Below are 17,805 nucleotides of genomic sequence, written 5' to 3' on the forward strand. Positions count from 1 at the left end.
GTCCCTCACGACTGAGAATCTACGGGTTCCCTCCGACAAGGATTGGGCGCTGCGTTGACGTCTTGGCTCGAGGCCCATCGACGTGGCCGGATTGTCGGTCCGGCGGTGTAGGGTCCGCCGGTATGCAGGCTGCGACCGCTGTGGTGTCGGAATTTGTTGGGAGTATCTCGCCGTTCGATGATCTCGAACGGCGGCATATTGCAACGACTTTGGAGTGGGTGGCGTCGACTGATGACATCTTCCGGCGCGCGAAACCCGCGACGCCCTCGCCGCATCTAGTCGCCTACGTGGTCCTTGTCGATCCGGACAAGCGTGGGGTTTACCTAGGGATGCACCGGATGGCGGGGCTGCATTTGCCGATGGGCGGACATGTTGAGCCGCAGGAGCATCCGCTGGAGGCGGCGCGGCGGGAGGCCGGGGAGGAGCTCGGGATCGAGCCTGTGTTCGATGTGGTGGGTGAGAGTCCGCTGTTTCTCACTCGGACCACCACGGTCGGGCTGACGGCCGGGCATGTCGACGTGTCGCTCTGGTTCGTGATTCGGGGGGATCGTGATCGTGGATATCCGCTCGATCCAGGTGAGTTCGATGGTGCTCGGTGGTGGGACCTCGAGCCCAGCCGGCTTCCCGCGACCGATCCGCACCTGCCGCGGTTCATCCGCAAGCTCGAAAGCGTTCTGCGGCCGCGGAGTCTGTAGTGAGTGTGCTGGTGGTGATCGTGGAGGGGATCCTCGACGCTGATCGATATGGCGGGATGCTCGATCGCCTCGGTCGATCGGCGGACCGTGCGCTGCACTACGGGTTCGATCTCTCCTTCGACGAAACGGTGCTGCGGCATGGCGGGCGGGCTCAGGCCCGGGAGTTCACGGCTGAGCAGATGGCGGAGTGGTACCACGGGTGGCAGCCGCTCCCGTTCGTTGATGAAGTCCGGATCGATGCCGCGTGGGGGCTGGACGCGATCGTGGACAGGGTCGAACAGGACATTAGGTGCAGGTAGCGGACTACTTGCTCTGACGTCAGCGTGTCTGGGGGTGCGGTTCGGGGTGGCGGGGGCTTGCTGGGCGGTCGCCCGGGGTTTCGGGTCGGGTCGGGCGGAAGGCACGTAGTAGAGCACTCGTTACAGTGCTGAATCCCGATGCAATTCTTTGATTCTCACAGCACGTCGGTCGCCGTGAGCGGCGGAAATCGCCCTGGTTTCCGCGGGCTTTCACACCATCCGTACCGAGGAGAGAGTCATGGCCATACAACAGTTTCCGGGCGTTGTGCTCGGTCCTCTGGGGAAGAGGATGGTGAAGTTTCTCGAGACCTATCCGAGAGCCGACGAGTTGCGGATCACCAGTGGCATGGACGGCGATCACGGCCTGCAATCGCACCATTACGGGTTGTCCTACGAGGGCTCGCCGACGGCGGCCATCGATATCGGCTGCGATCGTGATGACGTCAAGATGCGGGACTTCGCCAAGTGGATGTACGACAGGTATTGGAACTACACCGTCGAGCTCATCCATTCGACGCCGTTCGCCGACGATGACGGGTTCTACGTCAAGAATCAGCAGAAGTTCCCCGGCGGCGGCCCGTACGGCCCGCCCTCGTCCATCGGCCACTTCGACCACATCCACTGGGCGACCTCGTCCGATCTGATGACGCAGCTGGAGCAGCTCGCCGGCGGGTCCGCGCCCGACCGGGTCCATCCCGAGATCACCGGAACACCCGCCACGGCCGTCACCACGACCGTCGCCAACACGGCACCGGTCTGGGGTTGGGACGCCTCCGACTTCGACTTCGGCCGTGGGCCAATGAATATGGTCGCCGCTCAGACCGACGGGATCTCGTTCTTCATCTACAAGACCAGCGAAGGCAGTGACTGGCGATCCCAGCACTATCAGACGGTCCTCGAGCGGGCTCGCGACGCCGGAATTCCGGTGCTCGGCAGCTACCACTTCCTGTGGCCGGGAGACATCGAGGAGCAGGTCGATTTCTGGGTGAGCTGTGTCGACGAGCAGACGCCGTGGTGGAAGGAGCGGCCGTGGATCTGGCAGGTCGACGCCGAGCAGTCGCCGAATGCCCCGCGCCCGCCCAGCGCCGACGAGGTGCTCCAAGCCGTGGAACTCACCAAACAGCGGCTCGCCGACCGGGGCGCCCCCGGGTACGTCATCGGATACACGCCGTTCTGGATGTACGGCGATTCGCTGCCCGGCGATTACGACATCTGGGCCAGCAATTACAACGGCTCCGGCGCGCCCCGCCCGTTCAAGGAGCAGTACCAGGGCGTCGGCGACCATGCCGTTGGCTGGAACGTGATGTCCGGACGCAAGCCCACCATCCTGCAGTTCGCCTCCGACGGGGTGGTCGGCAATCAGCACACCTGCTGCGTCGACAAATTCGACGGCGACCTCTTCGACCTCATCCGCAAGTGCGGTCGCGAACCCCAGCCGGCGGCGGACACCCGGGCGGTATCGGTCGCACTCAACCGGCCGGTCGGACGGCGTCAACCGGCGACCTCGCCGATCCTGGTTCCGGATACCGACGGTGCTCACTTGCCCGTCCGATAGCACGGATCGCGGACAGCAGCCTGCGGCCACCGCCGCAGGCTGCTGCGGCGGTGCTAACGTCGGGGCATGGCAGACCGGCGCGAGATCCAACATGCTGTGGTGACGGGATTCCAACGGAGAGTGGGAAACCCGATTCTGGGGCGATTGCCGATCCAGACGCTGTTGGAGACGACCGGCCGGGTCAGCGGGCAGCCGCGGATCACGCCGATCGGCGGGCGGCGCAGCGGCGGTGCCTTCTGGTTCGTATCGGAGTTCGGGCGGCGGTCGCAGTACATCCGGAACATCGAAGCCGACAATCGGGTTCGACTGCGGATTCGCGGGCGGTGGTTCACCGGTACCGCGCACCTGATGCCGGAGGACGATCCGGTGGCTCGGCTGCGGTCGTTGCCGAAGGCGAACAGCACTGCGGTGCGGGTGGTCGGTACCGATCTGATGACCGTTCGCATTGATTTGGACTGACACCGGCGGCTGACCGGGAGGCTCTCCCACGCCGGACAATCCAGGCGCGACACACCGCTTCCGGACCGCTTGACCAGCCAAGACAGCGGATACTGTGCTTGCGATGCGGAAGACCATGAGGCGCCGCACGTCATGCGGCATTGTGCAGAAGACCGCCCGGCACGCCCTGTTTCTCGGCGCGCTTGTCCTCGCGTTCACTACCGCGATCTCCTCCGCGGTGGCCGCGCCCGCGCCCGCGCCCGAAGCCGATCCGTTCTACAGCACACCCGCCGACCTCGGCGCCCACCAGAGTGGGGACCCGCTGGCCTGGCGCAGCGTGAAGCTGTTCGGGTTGTCGACGCCGCTGCCCATCACGGTGTGGCAAATCCAATATCTGACAACGGATTCCGAGAACAAGCCCATCACCACGATCGCCACGGTGATCGAACCGACCGCGCCCTGGCGGGGCGCCGGTCCTCGTCCGCTGGTGGCTTTCGCCAGCGCCGAGGACGCTCTCACCACCGCGTGCGCTCCCTCCGCCACCCTGCGCGCCCCTATCAACATCAACAGCCAAACCACCTTGGACCTGCCGTTTCTCGCGGGTCCGCTGCTCCTCGGCTATGCGCTGGTGATCCCCGACTACGAGGGCCCGCAGTCCAGATTCCTCGACGGCGTGATGTCCGGTCGCGCGCTGCTCGACGGCATCCGCGCCGCACGCCGCTTCCCGTCCACCGGACTCGCCAACAGCCCCACCGGAATCTGGGGCTATTCCGGCGGCGCCTACGCGGCACTGTGGGCGGGCCAACTTCGCGCCACCTACGCTCCGGAGCTGCCGCTGACCGGCATCGCCGCGGGCGGCATCCCCGCCGACATCCCCGCCATCGCCCGCGCGGCCGACGGCGGCCCGAAAGCGGCCCTGGCCCTGCTGATCACGGCGGCGCTGATCCGCAACGAGCCGAAGGCCAAGATCGAGGTCCTGCTGAACAAGCGCAGCACCGGTATGCTCGCCGACGTCGGCAAACGCTGCGGAACCGGCCTCCTACAGACCTACTCGGGAACCCACGTCCGCGACTACTCCCTCGCGGCCGACCTCTTCGCCCACCCGACGATCGTGGCAGCCGCCCAACGCCAGGAACTGGGCTCCATCACCCCGGACGTCCCGCTGTACCTCTACCACAGCAACGCCGACGAAATGATCCCCGCCCCCGGCGTCCACGCCCTCATCAACCGCTACTGCTCGATGGGATCGACTCTCACACAACACTTCTCGAACATTCCCGGCCACAGCGGCGCCGCCATGGTCGAAGCCGTGGGCGCCCTGCGCTACCTCGGCGACCGCTTCGCCTCCGGCCCACCCACCCGAGGCTGCGCCGCCGCCTCCTGATCTGCTGTCAGCGGGAAGGCGAGTCGAAGACGTCCAGGCCCGCCGAGCGCAGATGGTGGCGGAGTTCGCGGGCGTTGAGGTCGGCCAGGTAGCGGTTGTAGGCGTCCATCGCGGGGTCGGGTTCGATGGAGATGGCCGGGCGGGCCGGCGGCATGCCATCCGCCAGGTCACGAGTCATGCTGTCCTGCAAACGGTTCCGCTCCTGTGCGGCGGATTCCCGTTCCAACTGACGGAATCGGATCCAACCCCCCACCAGGAAGCCGACGAACAACGGCCACAGCAGGAAGTATCCGAGGTTGTAGTCGATCGAGTCCCAGGCCGGCATGTCGCTCATGATAGGCATCTACTACTGGCCGTCGGACACTCGACCCGCTCACCGGCGACACCACGGTCAAGCCTCAGCCGATTCCCGCGATACGGGAGGACAAGGTCTGCCGGGTGGCCGAACCGGTCTTGGCGAGCACCGCCTTCACGTGATCGTTGACCGTGTACTCGGATACGCCCAGCAGGCGCGCGAGCGCGCGCGAGTCCATTCCGGCGGTGAGACCGTCGAGGACCTGGCGTTCTCGCGGTGTCAGCCCGTGGGCGAGCGCGAACACCTCGCGGCGTTCCGCCGGGGTCGAGGCTTCGATGCTGACGGTGATGTCCCCGGCGCCGTCGCCGACCGGACCGATGCGGGCCGCGCGCAGGGTCACCCAACGTCCCTGTCCCAGATGCACTCTCGACCAGGGCGGCCCCACCGGGATTCCGGCCTCGTCGGCGATCAGCGCGGCCGCGACGTTGTAGGCAGCGGCCGGGATCGCGCTCATCGGCTCATCGGGAGGATTCAGCCGGAACAGGGTCTCGACGGCCATCGGTGTCTGCGCCCGCACGGTGAGATCGGGCCCGAGCAGTACCACTGCCGGACCGATCGAATCGGCGGGCCCGCCCGCGACGAAGGTGCGCGCCTGGGCGCGACGCAGGCCCGCGGTGACCGGTTCGGCGAGGGTGGCCAGGAAGCGGATCTCGGCGGCGGTGAAGTGCGGGCCCGGGCGGAACCGCCACAAATCCAGCCAGGCCCAGCAGCCGAACCGATCCGCGAACACCGCGGCCGCGACATCGATCACCCCGAGCGGGCCCTGCGATTCGCGCCAGATCAGGGACGCGGCGAGGTCTCCCCCGGTGGCCGCCTGCAGTGCGCTCACCCGAGTGTCGGCGTCGATCATGTCGGTCCAGCGGTTGACCTGGGTCAGATAACGCGCCCGCCCGAGCTTCGGCAGATCCGGCCAGCGCAGGCCGGGAATGTCGGCGAGCGGCGAGGTGCCGACCCGGGTCACCGGATCGGTCAGCAACCAGACGTGGGCGTCGAAGGGAACAACGCGCCGGATCTCGGCCAGCACCTGTTCGCGCAGCGCCTTCGCGGTAAGGGACTGGTCACACAGTCGCTCGATGTTCTCCCGCGCCATCACCGCCCGTGTGAACACGAGTTCAGGGTAGGCGGGTCCACGTCGGCTCCGCCCCCGATATCCCCAGAATTCGGGATGGGATGCGCGATCGCCGCAGCGGACGCTGAAGGCATCGTCACCGATGCCCTGGAAGGAGCGCCCCATGTTCACCCTGCATATCGCCAACGAGGTCGAGGACTACGACGCCTGGAAGACCGCGTTCGACAAGTTCGACCGGGTCCGCCGCGACAACGGCGTCCTCGCCTACCGCATCACCAGGGCCGAACCCGACAACCACCGGGTCTACGTCGACCTCGACTTCGACAGCCGCGACCGGGCCGTCGCGTTCGCCACTGTGCTGGAGGGTATTTGGCGCACACCCCAATCCCAGCGAGTCCTGATCGGCCACGGCGCACCCGAACTCCGCGGACTCGCCGAACAGCAGATCCTGCGGGCCTAGCCCCACCGGAATGCGGATTCCACAGAGATTCCTCACGAGCGGCAGGGTTCAGCGCCGGTCTGTTCCCCGTAGTGTGCACGCGGGATGAGAGGAGACCGGGATATGGCCGGTAGGCGCAATGGGTTTCTGCTGCTCGGAGGCGTGGCGGCGGTAGGGGCCGGGGCGTTGCACCTGTTCGCGGCCGGGTTGCACACCGAGCACGCGACGCTCGCGCGAATGATGGTCGTGCTGGCCGCGGCGCAGTGCGCGGTCGGACTGGTGGCGTTCGTGAGTGCGCGGAAGACGGTTCCGGCCATGGTGATCGGGGTGAATCTGGTCGCCGTGGGGGTGTGGGCGTACACCCGGTTCGCGGGGTTGCCGTGGCCTGACGGGCTCGAGGTAGCGGAGGCACCGCAGTTCTTGGATGGCACGTGTGCGACGCTGGGCGCGCTCGCGGTCGCGGGGGCCGCGGTCGCGTTGGCACGACCGGAGGCGAACCTTCCCGCACCGCAGGCTGCGACGGCCGCGGGACTCGCGGGTGTTCTCGCGGTGGCGGCGATGCTCGGCGGGGCCGGGCACGTGCACAGTCATGGCGGGGGCGATCACTCGCATGCGGATGGCGACCACACCTCGCACGATCACGGGACCGGGAATGCTTGGCCGCGGGCGTGGGATCCGGCGAAGCCGATCGATGTGTCCGGGGTGCCGGGGGTGACCGCCGCGCAGGAGCAGCGAGCGATCGCGTTGATTCGGAGCACGCTGGACGACCTGCCCGCGTTCGCCGATGTGCGTTCCATCGGCGCGCTCGGCTACCGGTCCATCGGCGATTCGGTCACCGGGTACGAGCACTTCATCAATACGGCCTACATTCGTGATGACCTGTTCCTCGACGCCAAACATCCTGAGTCGCTGGTCTATCGGGTCGACGGCGACACTCGGACCCTGGTGTCGGCGATGTACATCGCGAAGGGCAAGAAGATCGACGACCCGGATCTGGTGGACTACGGCGGGGCGTTGATGCAGTGGCACGTGCACGACAACCTCTGCTGGAAGGCCGGCGACGGTGGCCCGCAGGTCGCCGGAGTCACCGATGCCCAGGGCAATTGCCCGCCCGCCTCGATCAATCCCGGTGCGGGTAATCCGATGGTTCATGTGTGGATCACCGCGAACCAGTGCGGGCCGTTCGCGGCGCTCGAGGGTCATGGCGCGGGCCAGGCGGCTACCAGTCCCGACGGCCGGCGCACCGACACCTGCTCGCACGACCACTCGGGTGGTCACCGCTGAGTCAGCGGTCTGCCGCTCGGTTTCTCACGAAGTCGGTGGCGATGGCGGCGAGGCTGCGGGTGAGGTCGGAATCCGCGCCTCGGCGCCAGACCAGAGCCCAGCGGGCGGGTGGGGCATCGGGCATGGGGATATAGGTGACGTCGGGGCGGGCGTAATGGCGACTGGCATGGGCGTGCACCGGTGTGATGGCCTTGCCCGCAGCCAGCTGGAGGATCATGTCCTGGAAGTTGTCGACGTAGGCGACGCGGGAGATGGCGCGGCCGGAGGGGGTGGTAAACGGGGTGATGGCGCTCTGCCAGTAGTCGGGGGGCTGGTTGGCGGCGTCGGTGCCCGCGCCGAAGACGCCGTAGTCGGCGAGGTCTTCGTAGGTGGCCGAATCCCGTTCGGCCAGGGGGTGATTCGCGCCGACGAGGAGCATGAACGGTTCCTCGTAGAGGATCGGGCCGACGATCAGATCGGGTTCCTCGATGGGGAGCCAGCTGATCAGAATGTCGATCTCGTCCGCGCGCAGCGCGCCGAAGGGATTGCCGAAATGGACGTGTTCGATGTGCACGCTCGTATTCGGGTGGCGGGCCTGGAAGATGTCCAGCAGCGGCCGGATTTCCTCGAGGCTGCTGCTGGTCACGCCGATACGGAGCAGGCCGTCGTCGCCGTAGCGCGCCGAGCGCTCGGCGCGGCCCAGACTGGCGCACAGGTCGCGATAGTTGACCTGTAGGTCCTCGAACAGGCGGCGGCCGATCGGGGTCAGCGAGACGGTGCGGCTGGAGCGGTCGAAAAGCTTTCCGCCGATGCGGCTTTCGAGTTTCCGGATCACCTGGCTGACGCGGGCCTGCGAGAGGTACAGCCGTTCGGCGGTGCGGCCGAAATGCAGTTCCTCGGACAGCGTCAAGAAGATCTCGATATCGCGCAGTTCGATATCGCGCGGGTCCATACGGGTCAGTCCCTATCGATCGGTACGGGGCTACCGACCCGGCGGGTCGAGCATGGGAAGAAGGAATTGGCGAGCGATCGTCGCGAGTTGCTCGTCGTCGTCGATATCGACGACCTGACTCGGAATCGCCAGGAAGGAAGCGCAGATTCGGACCATCAGTTCGGCGACCACCTCGACCCGCAGATCCGGGGAGATGGTGCCCGCCCGCTGTTCCTGCCGGAGTTGGCGGGCCACGAATTCCCGCACCATGGCCACCGCCCGGCCGCCGTCGCCGACCAGGGAACTCACGAAATAGTCGGGTTCGGCGGTGATCAGGGCGCCGATCAGCGGATTGCCGCGCAGCGCGCGCAGCGAGCTGACGAACCCGACGACCACCCGCTCCCCGACATCGGCCGCCGCCGCGATATCCACCAGGAAGGTGTCGAAGTACCGGCGGAATTCGCGCAGGATGACGCGTTCCACCAGTTCTTCCTTGGTGCTGAAGCGCCGGTAGACGGTGATCCGCGAAACCCCCGCGGTCCGCGCGACATCCTCCATCGTCGACCGCTGCACACCCCAGCGCCGGAACTGCTCGTCGGCCGCGTCGAGAATGCGGGTCCGCATACTGTCGGTGTCGTCGACCTGTTCGACCGCTTGCAGGTAGGCGCGTTCGATCAGAGACTTGCCGAGCGGAAGTTCCTTCGCGCGCGGCGCGGGTTCCACGGCGTCCTCCTGATCGCGTTTCACGTCTCCACATCGTTGCCGATACAGCGATACGTTAGCTGTTTCCTTGGATCGGGAGGCTCGTGGGCGACGGCGAGCCACGGCTCGCCGTCCCCATCAGTGTCCGCCGCCCCGAATCGGCAGGCGAATCACCGGTTGGTCAGCGGGATTTCGATACTGAGCGGCATCCGCAGCTCGGCCATGTACCAGAGCACGAACTGCCGCAGGAACTCGTCGAACATCCAGTAGGGCGCGTCGACCACCGGAGCCACCGACAACACGCCCTCCCGGACCGCGACATACGGACCCCACGCGACCTCCAGCAGCGGACTCCACACCGGCTCCCGCGGAATGGCGAGCCAGTCGGCGACCTTGTCCCCCATGATGAATCGGGTGAACGCGCCCAGAATGCCGTGACTGAGCAGCGTCAGGTCGAGATCCGCGCCCAGATTGAGCAGCTGATGCGCCAGATCGGTGCCCTCGGCGGTCGGGGCGAGGATCGGATCGAGCTGCTGCGCGGCCTGCGCGTCGGCCTGGTCCCAGGTCGACGGGATGTACTCGTCGCGGATCCCGAGCAGGTGGGCCGCCAACTGCCAACTGTGCAGATAGCCAGCCGATTCCGCCGCCGGGATGGGCAGTTTCCACGCGGTCAGGGTGCGCATGATGGTGGTGGCGAGACTGTGCCAGGTGACCATCATGTCCTCCTGGCTGATCGGCGTGACATCCGACGGCCAGTGCGGCGACCGCGGCAGCAGATGCCGTACCGACGCGTGGATGATGCGGGTCTTCACGCAGGTGACGACCATTTCGCCGCCCTCGCCGTAGGCGTTGACCGTGCCGATGTCGTACCCGAACTTCGCGGTCTTGGCGATACGCTCCTTGAGATGCGAGCCGCCGCGCGAGTAGTACACCGCCCGCGCCTCGTGCGGGATGACCGTCGACATCATGCCGCTGGCGAACGCGTACAGCACGCCCAGATAGGTCCCCCGCTTCTTGGTGAATTCGAACGAGCTGGCCAGCTTGCCCTGATCGGTCCAGGACGGCAGCTGCCGCGCGTCCTCGATGAAGTCCGCCAAGGACTTCGGCAGTCCGGCGGGCAGGGGTTGATCGTTGTAGATCCAGGTCGCCAGCAGCCGGTTGATCTGCGGGACGTCGGCGTGGTCGATGATGTCGGCCAGCACGGAGTCGGCGTCGGGGTCGTAGACGGTCATCGGGTCCGCCCCGCCGCCGACGCCGACCACCGAATCGGCGGGCGACCACTTCCAGGGTTCCGCGCGCACGGTGCGCGGTGTCAACGCCATGGCGCCGACGACTCCCAGTAGGCCGCTTCCTGTCCTCAATGCGTCGCGCCTGCTCAGACGGTGTGCATCCATAGCCGTGAATCCTCTTCGATTGGGCCTGATACACAGACACAGTTTGCGTATCTGTGTATCTTGATGAGACCACACCGTGACGGCAGTCACAACCACCTGCCGTAGATCTCCGGAAGAAGGATCAGCCGATGAACCCGTACGTCGTCATCCAGAACCTGCTCAACCACCTCGACACGGGGTCGGCGGGCAGCAGCGGACCGGTCGCCTTGCCGCTCAGCGGTTTTCGGCGCCAGTAGGGCGGCCGGCCGATCTCGCGGCGATTATCGAATAAATCGGTCGTCCGAATTAATGCCGGACGACCGCTGTTCGAAATACTCTCGCGGGCAGCCGATTCGAATTCATTGGAGACTCTCGAACCAGATCACGGTAGATTTGATCAACACGCCTGAACATGTCATCTCTCCGACTGAGGAGGACCACATGATGGACAGTTCCGATTCAGGCTCCTACCCGTTCCGGGAACAGAAAACTCGCCGACGCCGCACCCGGCGGTTCATCGTGCTCTGCGCGGGCGCGGTCGCCGCCACCTATCTGTTCTACGCCTGGCTGTTCGGCAGCATTCTGTGGGTGTTCACCGGCCCCGACTCCATTTGGGTCCCCGGCAGCTACGGCGGCCTCGGCCAGCGCTTCGAGACACAGAAACTCGCCGACGATTACGCCTACCAATGCGGAGAATCCTCGTCGCTCCCGTTTCCCGGCGTCTCCTATTGCCGACAGGAGCCCGAGGAGGCTTCCTCGGTCATCGTCACCTGGTACAACGGCGACAAATACATCTTCGACAACCAGGACCCGCTGGGCAGCTTCTGACCGTTTGGCGCGGCCGCCACGGGGTAACGCGCCAACGTGCGGAAGCTCGTGCGGCGCATCTGCCGGACGGCTCCCTGGAGCCGGAACCGGCTGATGCGACGGTCCGATCGATTCCAGGCGACGTGGCGCATGCTCGCGGCGCTGCTGGTCGCGGCATGCGTCCCGGTCGCCGTCATCGCCGGGTTCCGCACCGCCGATACCGCCGCCGCCCGCATCCACGCCGCCAACGCGACCAAGACCTCGGTCACCGCGACCGTCGTCTCCGATCCGATCCGGCTCCCCCGCGCCGCGGGCCAGAGCGTGGCACCCGGTGCGCCGCAGGCCATGGTGCAGTGGAATATCCACGGCCAGACCAATATCGCGCTCGTCGACGTGCCGGGGACCGCCGAGCGGGGCGACAAGGTCGTGCACTGGGTCGACGCCACCGGGCAGGACACCACTCCGCCCCGGTCCGACTCCGACGCCGTGGCCCAAGGGGTCAGCACGGGGGTCCTCATTGTCCTCGCGACCGCCTGCGGCACGGCATTTCTCGCCTGGTGCGCCGACCGGTTCCTGGCACGGCGGCACAGTGCCGACTGGGCCGACGAATGGCGGAAAATCTCGCCCACCATCGGCCCCAACCACCCCGAGCGGTCCTAGGAACCAGCCGTTAACCAGCCCTTTTCTGGCATTGCGGAGGAAATTCCCGATTCCGCGCGAAGTGTGCGTGAAAGTCACTGTTGCAGATGTACTTACATTTGCTCCTTTCACTGTGCCTAGTCGCTGACAACCAGTGCCAAATAGTGATTTGCGGGAGAAATGCTCGTTTGGGTGCCGTAACAATCGAGAGGCACGGTCCGGAGCTGCAGGGCTCCGGGCCGTTGTCCACTTCGCTGGTCACCCGCAGGGCGGTACGGGTGCCGGCATCGAACACCGCGATGCAGGAGGGCTGGAGGCATGACGCATTCCGACGAAGAACAGCAGATCAGTGAACTCGTCGCGCGGTTGGCCGCTCGGTTTCCCGATTTGACGGTGCGGTTCATCGGGGAGGTCGTGCACGGGGTCCATCGCGATTTCGAGGGCCACCGTGTCCGTGAGTTCATTCCGCTGCTGGTGGAACGGATCTCCGAACGCCATCTGCACCGACGCATGGACTACGCCACGGCCGCAATGGATCTCGACGATCTGCTCCGTACCCCCACCAGGGCCTAGACTCTTCGGAGAGGGCGCCGGACCGAGATCCGGCACCCGATTCCAGTCGACCGGGGGCAGTTGTGGCATTGGAGTGGTTGGCGGTCGTCGGGACGCTGGGAGGGGCGGTCGTCGGGGCCGCGACCACGCTCGCGATCGATACGACGCGGGCGCGCAGGGAGAAGTCCCAGCGATTCAGCGACACCAAGCGTGAGATCTACGTGAAGTACCTGACCACACTCGTGCAGACCGATACCGCCATGCAGGCGTTGGGATTGCACGAGCCGACGCCCTTGGACCGGGAGGCCGTGACCGCGGCCTTCCGGTCCTTCTCCTTGGTGGCGGTGGGATACGAGCTGGATCTGGTGGCGGCCCGGGCGGTCCGCGAGGACGCCGCGGAGGCGTATCGGAAGCTGCGCGATATCCGGGAGGCCCTGATCGAGACCGGCATGACCGTCGGGCGACGGCCCGCCGGTTCACCGGAGTGGCACGCGGTTCACGAGCCGTTCCTCCGGGCCCTGGATCGGCTGCGGCAGACGATGCGGCACGAGTTGAGCGCCCACGACGGGGACCGGGTCAGCGACCCGGAGCAGCTACGGGGTTGACGCAGCTGGAGGGCAGGTCCTGGAGGGAGCACAGGGCCGGGGCCCGGGTGGGTACGTAGCCCGTGGGGACGCCGCCCGACAGGGCGATGTCGCGGAACGCCGGAACCGCGGGCGTGGGACGGCGGGACAGGCCGGGATCGCTGGTCACGTCCACGGTGTACAGGCCGAAACGCGGTGCGTAACTGCCCCACTCGTAGTTGTCGGTGATGCTCCAGTAGTTGTAGCCGATGACGTTCATGCCGTCGGCCTTGGCGCGTTGCACCCAGTAGACGGTGTCGCGCAGGTTGTCGGCGCGGGTCATGCCGTCGGTGGTGGCCGATCCGCCGTAGGTGGGCATGCCGTTCTCGACGACGTAGAGGGGGCGGCCCGGGAACCGGTGGGCGTAGCGGCGCAGCGCGTAGTAGATGCCGTCGGGCTCCAGGATGAGGGGTGACGGCTGATTGGTGAGCTGCGCGAGCACATTCGGCGGGTTGCTCAGCGATCCGCCGTAGTAGTAGTCGACGCCGACATAGTCGATCTTGTCCGCGATCCGGTCGATGAAGGAGGCGTCGGCCTGGTCCGCGCCGACCGAGGTGAAGGCGATATTGCTGGTGACCATCGCGCCGCCCTGCCGGGCGTGGATGTGGTCGTAGATCGCGCGGTGCGCCGCGATCATCCGATCGATCATGGGCACCACGTCGCCCGCGCCGATATCGCCGATCTCCTGCTCCTTGCCGACGTAGGCGAGGGGCTCGTTGAAGGTGACCCACAGCGGGTCGGCGCTCGCGTAACGGTCCACCACCGCACGGGCATTGGTGAGCCAGTCCTCGACCATCCCCGGATTGCGCCAGCCGCCGCGATCGACCGCCCAGCCCGGGAACACCCAGTGGTCGAGGGTGATCATCGGCCGCATTCCGGCGCCGCGAATCCGCGCAATCATGCTGTCGTAGAAGGAGAAATCCCATTCGCCGGGGCTGGGTTGCACGCGCGCCCATTCCACGCTCACGCGATAGACGCCGACACCCAAGTCGGCCGCATTCTGAATATCCTCGCCGTAGCGATGCAGGAAGTCGACGGAGTTCCCATATCCCTCGGCGCGACCGGACCCGGCGAAACGGCTCCAATTGCTGTCCGGCGCAAAGCCTTCGCTCTGGAATCCGGAGCTGGAAACGCCCCAGAAGAAATTCCCGCCCACCGGCGGTAACCACGAATCGGCGGTGGCCTTTCCGGGCGTGACGACCACACCCCAGGCCGCCAGAACGATACATACGAGCGAGAACAGCACACGTTGTCCCACCGCATCGAGAGTACCTGTCGGAGAGCCGTTTCCGTGGCGTTCCGATAGAGGATGCGTATCACGCCTCGGGAAACTATGGCGAATAGTAGATTGGCCGTCGAACCGAGGAGGGTGATGAAAGGACTGGGCGCACTCGAGAGCCGGGTGATGGCCGTGCTGTGGGACAGTTCCGAGGCGCTGTCGGTTCACGACGTGGTCGATCGGCTCAGCGACGACCAGCGAGTTCCCGCGTACACCACGGTATTGACGGTCTTGACCCACCTGTGGGAAAAGCAGTGGCTGCTGCGCGAGAAGGTCGGGCGCTCCTACCGCTATCGGCCCAGCCGCACGCGCGCCGAGGCGACCACCGACCTGCTGCGCGAAATCCTCGACGCCAGCCCCGACGCGCCGGCGGTGCTCCTGCATCTGGCCCGCACCGCCAGCGCCCACGAGGTCGAGGCGCTGCGGCAAGGCCTGTCCGACGACGAGCACCGCCGGTGATTCTGATCGCGGCCCTGCTGGTGGCCGCCGGCGCGGTCGCGGTGGCCACCCCGGCGGCGCTGTCCCGCATCGATTTCAGCGCCGCCCCCGCGATCGGGATGGCGGCCTGGCTGGGCGCGTTCGCCGCCGCGCTCGGGTATGTCGCGCTGGCGTTGATCGCGCTGGCGTGGCCGGGTTATCCACCGGGTGAGACCTTCGTCGGCAGCGCCCTGACGTGCCTGGGCGCACTCGAACCGATCGTCGTCACCTGGACGGCGGGGCTGGTCGCGCCGGTGACCACCATCGGCTTCACGGCGCCCACCGGTCAGCTGGCGCGGATCGCCTTCGGGCATCGGGAACGCGGAGCGGCCCTGCGCCGCCGGCACAATGAGCTGGTCGAGGTGCTGGGCCGCGTCGACGTCGCCCGCGCGGACCTGGTGTGGCTCGAGCATCCGGTGCCGCTGGCCTACAGTGTCGCGGGGCGCGGCGGGTATGTCGTGGTGACCGACGGTCTCGCGCGGTGTCTGACCGAGGCGCAGTGGCGGGCGGTACTCGCCCACGAGCACGCGCATCTGCGCGGATTCCATCATCAGATCCTCGGCGTCTGCCAGGTTTTCGCGCGCGCGTTCCCGAGGATCCCGCTGTTCGCCGCCGCGCCGGCGGCCATGACCACGCTGATCGAGCTCGCCGCCGATCGCGCGGCCGCGGCCGAGGCCGGCCCGCAGGCCCTCGCGGCCGCGTTGCGGACGGTCGCCTCCCGCACGACCACCGCGCTGGACCTGGTCGACGAGTCGCTGGAGCTGCGACTGCAATGTCTCTCGGCCCCACCGGAATCCCGCGTCGCCGTGCGCCGCCGCGCGCTGCTCCTGGTCGTCGGGACGATTCTGCTGGCTCCCGCGGTGTCGGTCGTCGCCATCGGATTGATCGCCGCGGTCGCCTATCTGATCATGATCTGAGATTCATCCGCGAAAAACTATGCTGCATAGTATTTTCGTCGCGTGAAGTACCTACCAGCCCTCGCCACGGTTCTGCTGGCCGCGGGAACCCTCGGCCCCGGAACCGGTTTCGCGACCGCTGAGCCCGCCCCCGATCCGTCGCAGACCCGCTACTCACTGGTCGACGGCTGCTACCGCATCGACACTCCCGCAGGACCGTTGGCGCAGTCGGCGGGACCGTTCCGGATGCACGCGACCACGCTCGGCGAGTACCTGCTGTACGGACGGACCAAGGAGGTCGTCGACGCCTCGGCGGGCTCGATCCACCCCGCGAGGAATCCGTCCGTCACCGCGGTCTGGAAGGTGGAGGGTTCCGGCACAACCGGATTCACGCTCTCGAACGCCGCGACCAAGACCAGCACCCCGGCCACGTTCGTCCCCGACACCGGCTGTGCGGACTTCCCCGAAGCCCAGGACAGCGCCACCGGCACCCCCGGCCGAAGCGTCGGCGCGGACGGTTCGATCATCGGCACCATCGACGCGCACGTGCACGTCTCCGCCTTCGAATTCCTCGGCGGCGACTTCCATTGCGGCCGCCCGTGGCATCCCTACGGCGTGACCTACGCGCTGCCCGACTGCGCGTCCGATCGCACCGGATCCAACGGCCTGGTCGCCGATTTCCTCGACTACGGCGGCCCCCGCACATCCGACACCGCCGGGTGGCCGACCTTCCGGGACTGGCCCGAACCCGCCAAGCTCAGCACCGAGGGCACCTACTGGACCAGCATCCAGCGCAGCTGGAAGGCGGGCCTGCGGGTGATGACCGTGGACCTGGTCGACAACGAGTCGCTCTGCACGATCATGACCGATCGCCGGAACCCGTGCGACGACATGACTTCCGTGCGCACCCAGGCCGCGGACATGCGCGCCCTCCAGGACTACATCGACGCCCAGGCGGGCGGACCCGGTCAGGGCTTCTTCCGCATCGTCACCGATCCCGCGCAGGCGCGTCAGGTGGCGGCGTCGGGCAAGCTCGCGGTGATCCTCGGCATGGAACTGTCCGACCCGATGGGCTGCGGCGTCTTCCTCGGCCAACCCAAGTGCGGCACCGCCGATGTCGACCGCTGGCTGGGCGAACTACGCGCGCTCGGGGTCAGCAGTTTCTTCCCGGTCCACAAGTTCGACAATGCCTTCGGCGGCACCAAGATGGACAGCAACACCACCGGCCTGCTGGTCAATGCCGGCAACTTCCTGCAGACCGGCACCTTCTGGAATGTGCAGCCCTGCACCGGCCCCGGTCACGACAGTCCGCAACCGTCGGTGCCGATCGCCGGTGACATCAACCAGCTGCTCGCCAAGCTCACCGGCCCCCTGCTCGGCGGCGCTCCGCTCCCCCTGTACCCGGCCGGAACGCAGTGCAACGCACGCGGACTGACCGGGCTGGGCAGATACCTGATCAACAAGATGATCGACCAGGGCTTCCTGATCGAGATCGATCACCTGAGCGAGGCCACCGCGGACGAGGTCATGTCCATCATCGAGGCCCGGCACTATCCGGGCGTGTTGTCCTCGCACGGCTGGGATTCCGAGCGCACCACCCGACGCGTCTACGCCGTGGGCGGATTCGCCACCCCGTACGCGGGCGGGCCCGCGGGATTCGTCAAGGCCTGGAGGGAGGCCCGGGCGATGCAGCGTCCCGGCGATTTCGGATTCGGCTTCGGCTCGGACATGAACGGACTCGGCGGCCAAGGCGGACCGCTCGGCGCGGGCGTGATCCAGTACCCGTTCACCTCCCACGACGGCGCGGTGACCTTCGACCGGGAACGCTGGGGCGAGCGGACTTTCGACATCAATACCGACGGCACCGCCACCTACGGCAACTACGCGGATTGGCTCGAGGCGGTCCGGGTGCTCGGCGGACCGGAGATCATGACCGACGTCTTCCACGGCGCGGAGGTCTATCTGCGACTGTGGTCGCAGGTCAGGGGGTAAATCGCCGGAGCATGACGGCGATCACACGGCGAATTCG

At 67.1% G+C, this 17,805-nt stretch carries 20 protein-coding genes; 14 read left to right on the top strand and 6 right to left on the bottom strand.

What is annotated here, in order from left to right:
• Positions 1–122 precede the first annotated feature (122 nt).
• The 5 genes from ABZ382_RS29405 (at position 123) to ABZ382_RS29425 (ending at position 4,371) form a co-directional block, all read left to right on the top strand.
• Positions 123–695, top strand: a complete 573-nt coding sequence (locus ABZ382_RS29405; protein ID WP_357095488.1) for an NUDIX domain-containing protein — start codon at positions 123–125, stop codon at positions 693–695.
• On the top strand, positions 695–994 hold the full coding sequence (locus ABZ382_RS29410; protein WP_357095490.1) for a hypothetical protein: 300 nt from the start codon (positions 695–697) through the stop codon (positions 992–994). The genes ABZ382_RS29405 and ABZ382_RS29410 overlap by 1 nt, the downstream gene beginning before the upstream one ends.
• 292 nt (positions 995–1,286) lie before the next feature.
• Positions 1,287–2,549: a GH25 family lysozyme gene (locus ABZ382_RS29415; RefSeq protein ID WP_357095493.1), complete on the top strand. Its 1,263-nt coding sequence runs from the start codon at positions 1,287–1,289 to the stop codon at positions 2,547–2,549.
• 66 nt (positions 2,550–2,615) lie between these two features.
• The gene (locus ABZ382_RS29420; protein ID WP_357095495.1) at positions 2,616–3,008 is read left to right on the top strand and encodes a nitroreductase/quinone reductase family protein; all 393 of its coding nucleotides are present in this window, start codon (positions 2,616–2,618) and stop codon (positions 3,006–3,008) included.
• Between the two features lie 103 nt (positions 3,009–3,111).
• The gene (locus tag ABZ382_RS29425) at positions 3,112–4,371 is read left to right on the top strand and encodes a lipase family protein (protein ID WP_357095498.1); all 1,260 of its coding nucleotides are present in this window, start codon (positions 3,112–3,114) and stop codon (positions 4,369–4,371) included.
• Between the two features lie 7 nt (positions 4,372–4,378).
• On the opposite strand, the gene ABZ382_RS29430 is transcribed toward ABZ382_RS29425, so the two are convergent.
• Together ABZ382_RS29430 and ABZ382_RS29435 are read right to left on the bottom strand one after the other, a co-directional pair.
• Positions 4,379–4,705, bottom strand: a complete 327-nt coding sequence (locus ABZ382_RS29430; protein WP_357095501.1) for a hypothetical protein — start codon at positions 4,703–4,705, stop codon at positions 4,379–4,381.
• Between the two features lie 64 nt (positions 4,706–4,769).
• On the bottom strand, positions 4,770–5,834 hold the full coding sequence (locus ABZ382_RS29435) for a helix-turn-helix transcriptional regulator (protein WP_357095503.1): 1,065 nt from the start codon (positions 5,832–5,834) through the stop codon (positions 4,770–4,772).
• 124 nt (positions 5,835–5,958) lie between these two features.
• Between ABZ382_RS29435 and ABZ382_RS29440 the strand changes: the two genes are divergently transcribed.
• Positions 5,959–6,255, top strand: a complete 297-nt coding sequence (locus ABZ382_RS29440; protein ID WP_357095506.1) for a hypothetical protein — start codon at positions 5,959–5,961, stop codon at positions 6,253–6,255.
• Between the two features lie 102 nt (positions 6,256–6,357).
• Complete coding sequence (locus ABZ382_RS29445; RefSeq protein ID WP_357095509.1) at positions 6,358–7,518, top strand: hypothetical protein; 1,161 nt, start codon at positions 6,358–6,360, stop codon at positions 7,516–7,518.
• A 1-nt stretch (position 7,519) separates the two neighbouring features.
• Here the strand turns inward: ABZ382_RS29445 and ABZ382_RS29450 are convergent, their stop codons facing one another.
• From ABZ382_RS29450 to ABZ382_RS29460, 3 genes are all read right to left on the bottom strand, one after another.
• Positions 7,520–8,449, bottom strand: a complete 930-nt coding sequence (locus ABZ382_RS29450; RefSeq protein WP_357095511.1) for a LysR family transcriptional regulator — start codon at positions 8,447–8,449, stop codon at positions 7,520–7,522.
• Positions 8,450–8,479: 30 nt separating this feature from the next.
• Entirely contained in the window at positions 8,480–9,175 is a 696-nt protein-coding gene (locus tag ABZ382_RS29455) for a TetR family transcriptional regulator (protein WP_357095514.1), read from the bottom strand.
• 125 nt (positions 9,176–9,300) lie between these two features.
• Complete coding sequence (locus ABZ382_RS29460; protein ID WP_357095516.1) at positions 9,301–10,524, bottom strand: oxygenase MpaB family protein; 1,224 nt, start codon at positions 10,522–10,524, stop codon at positions 9,301–9,303.
• A gap of 420 nt (positions 10,525–10,944) precedes the next feature.
• Here ABZ382_RS29460 and ABZ382_RS29465 point away from each other — a divergent pair, with 420 nt between their 5' ends.
• The 4 genes from ABZ382_RS29465 to ABZ382_RS29480 all read left to right on the top strand — a co-directional run bounded on the left by ABZ382_RS29465 (position 10,945) and on the right by ABZ382_RS29480 (position 13,106).
• Positions 10,945–11,331, top strand: coding sequence for a hypothetical protein (locus ABZ382_RS29465; protein ID WP_357095519.1), 387 nt, complete (start codon positions 10,945–10,947; stop codon positions 11,329–11,331).
• 93 nt (positions 11,332–11,424) lie between these two features.
• Positions 11,425–11,970, top strand: a complete 546-nt coding sequence (locus ABZ382_RS29470; protein WP_357095521.1) for a hypothetical protein — start codon at positions 11,425–11,427, stop codon at positions 11,968–11,970.
• 297 nt (positions 11,971–12,267) lie between these two features.
• Positions 12,268–12,522 carry a three-helix bundle dimerization domain-containing protein gene (locus tag ABZ382_RS29475; RefSeq protein WP_357095524.1) on the top strand — a complete coding sequence of 85 codons (255 nt, stop codon included), beginning with the start codon at positions 12,268–12,270 and terminating at the stop codon, positions 12,520–12,522.
• 62 nt (positions 12,523–12,584) lie between these two features.
• Positions 12,585–13,106, top strand: a complete 522-nt coding sequence (locus ABZ382_RS29480) for a hypothetical protein (RefSeq protein WP_357095527.1) — start codon at positions 12,585–12,587, stop codon at positions 13,104–13,106.
• Here the strand turns inward: ABZ382_RS29480 and ABZ382_RS29485 are convergent.
• Positions 13,078–14,382 (bottom strand): family 1 glycosylhydrolase, encoded by a 1,305-nt coding sequence (locus tag ABZ382_RS29485; RefSeq protein WP_357095530.1) that lies wholly within the window; start codon positions 14,380–14,382, stop codon positions 13,078–13,080. The two genes, ABZ382_RS29480 and ABZ382_RS29485, sit on opposite strands and share 29 nt — an antisense overlap.
• A 114-nt stretch (positions 14,383–14,496) precedes the next feature.
• Here ABZ382_RS29485 and ABZ382_RS29490 point away from each other — a divergent pair, with 114 nt between their 5' ends.
• The 3 genes from ABZ382_RS29490 to ABZ382_RS29500 are packed head-to-tail and all read left to right on the top strand — an operon-like array spanning position 14,497 to position 17,768.
• Positions 14,497–14,862 (top strand): BlaI/MecI/CopY family transcriptional regulator, encoded by a 366-nt coding sequence (locus tag ABZ382_RS29490; RefSeq protein ID WP_357095533.1) that lies wholly within the window; start codon positions 14,497–14,499, stop codon positions 14,860–14,862.
• Positions 14,859–15,797: a M56 family metallopeptidase gene (locus ABZ382_RS29495; protein ID WP_357095536.1), complete on the top strand. Its 939-nt coding sequence runs from the start codon at positions 14,859–14,861 to the stop codon at positions 15,795–15,797. Before ABZ382_RS29490 ends, ABZ382_RS29495 begins: the two co-directional genes overlap by 4 nt.
• A 42-nt stretch (positions 15,798–15,839) precedes the next feature.
• The gene (locus ABZ382_RS29500) at positions 15,840–17,768 is read left to right on the top strand and encodes a peptidase (RefSeq protein ID WP_357095539.1); all 1,929 of its coding nucleotides are present in this window, start codon (positions 15,840–15,842) and stop codon (positions 17,766–17,768) included.
• Positions 17,769–17,805 lie beyond the last annotated feature (37 nt).

The sequence above is a fragment of the Nocardia sp. NPDC005825 genome, from assembly GCF_040630175.1.
GTDB lineage: Bacteria > Actinomycetota > Actinomycetes > Mycobacteriales > Mycobacteriaceae > Nocardia.

Bases quoted from the DNA above. Each gene is read 5' to 3' on its own strand.
- ABZ382_RS29425 (WP_357095498.1), top strand. From the start codon at position 3,112: ATGCGGAAGACCATGAGGCGCCGCACGTCATGCGGCATTGTGCAGAAG.
- ABZ382_RS29490 (WP_357095533.1), top strand. From the start codon at position 14,497: ATGAAAGGACTGGGCGCACTCGAGAGCCGGGTGATGGCCGTGCTGTGG.
- ABZ382_RS29430 (WP_357095501.1), bottom strand. From the start codon at position 4,705: ATGAGCGACATGCCGGCCTGGGACTCGATCGACTACAACCTCGGATAC.
- ABZ382_RS29445 (WP_357095509.1), top strand. From the start codon at position 6,358: ATGGCCGGTAGGCGCAATGGGTTTCTGCTGCTCGGAGGCGTGGCGGCG.
- ABZ382_RS29450 (WP_357095511.1), bottom strand. From the start codon at position 8,449: ATGGACCCGCGCGATATCGAACTGCGCGATATCGAGATCTTCTTGACG.
- ABZ382_RS29460 (WP_357095516.1), bottom strand. From the start codon at position 10,524: ATGGATGCACACCGTCTGAGCAGGCGCGACGCATTGAGGACAGGAAGC.
- ABZ382_RS29405 (WP_357095488.1), top strand. From the start codon at position 123: ATGCAGGCTGCGACCGCTGTGGTGTCGGAATTTGTTGGGAGTATCTCG.
- ABZ382_RS29470 (WP_357095521.1), top strand. From the start codon at position 11,425: ATGCGACGGTCCGATCGATTCCAGGCGACGTGGCGCATGCTCGCGGCG.
- ABZ382_RS29420 (WP_357095495.1), top strand. From the start codon at position 2,616: ATGGCAGACCGGCGCGAGATCCAACATGCTGTGGTGACGGGATTCCAA.
- ABZ382_RS29465 (WP_357095519.1), top strand. From the start codon at position 10,945: ATGATGGACAGTTCCGATTCAGGCTCCTACCCGTTCCGGGAACAGAAA.
- ABZ382_RS29440 (WP_357095506.1), top strand. From the start codon at position 5,959: ATGTTCACCCTGCATATCGCCAACGAGGTCGAGGACTACGACGCCTGG.
- ABZ382_RS29475 (WP_357095524.1), top strand. From the start codon at position 12,268: ATGACGCATTCCGACGAAGAACAGCAGATCAGTGAACTCGTCGCGCGG.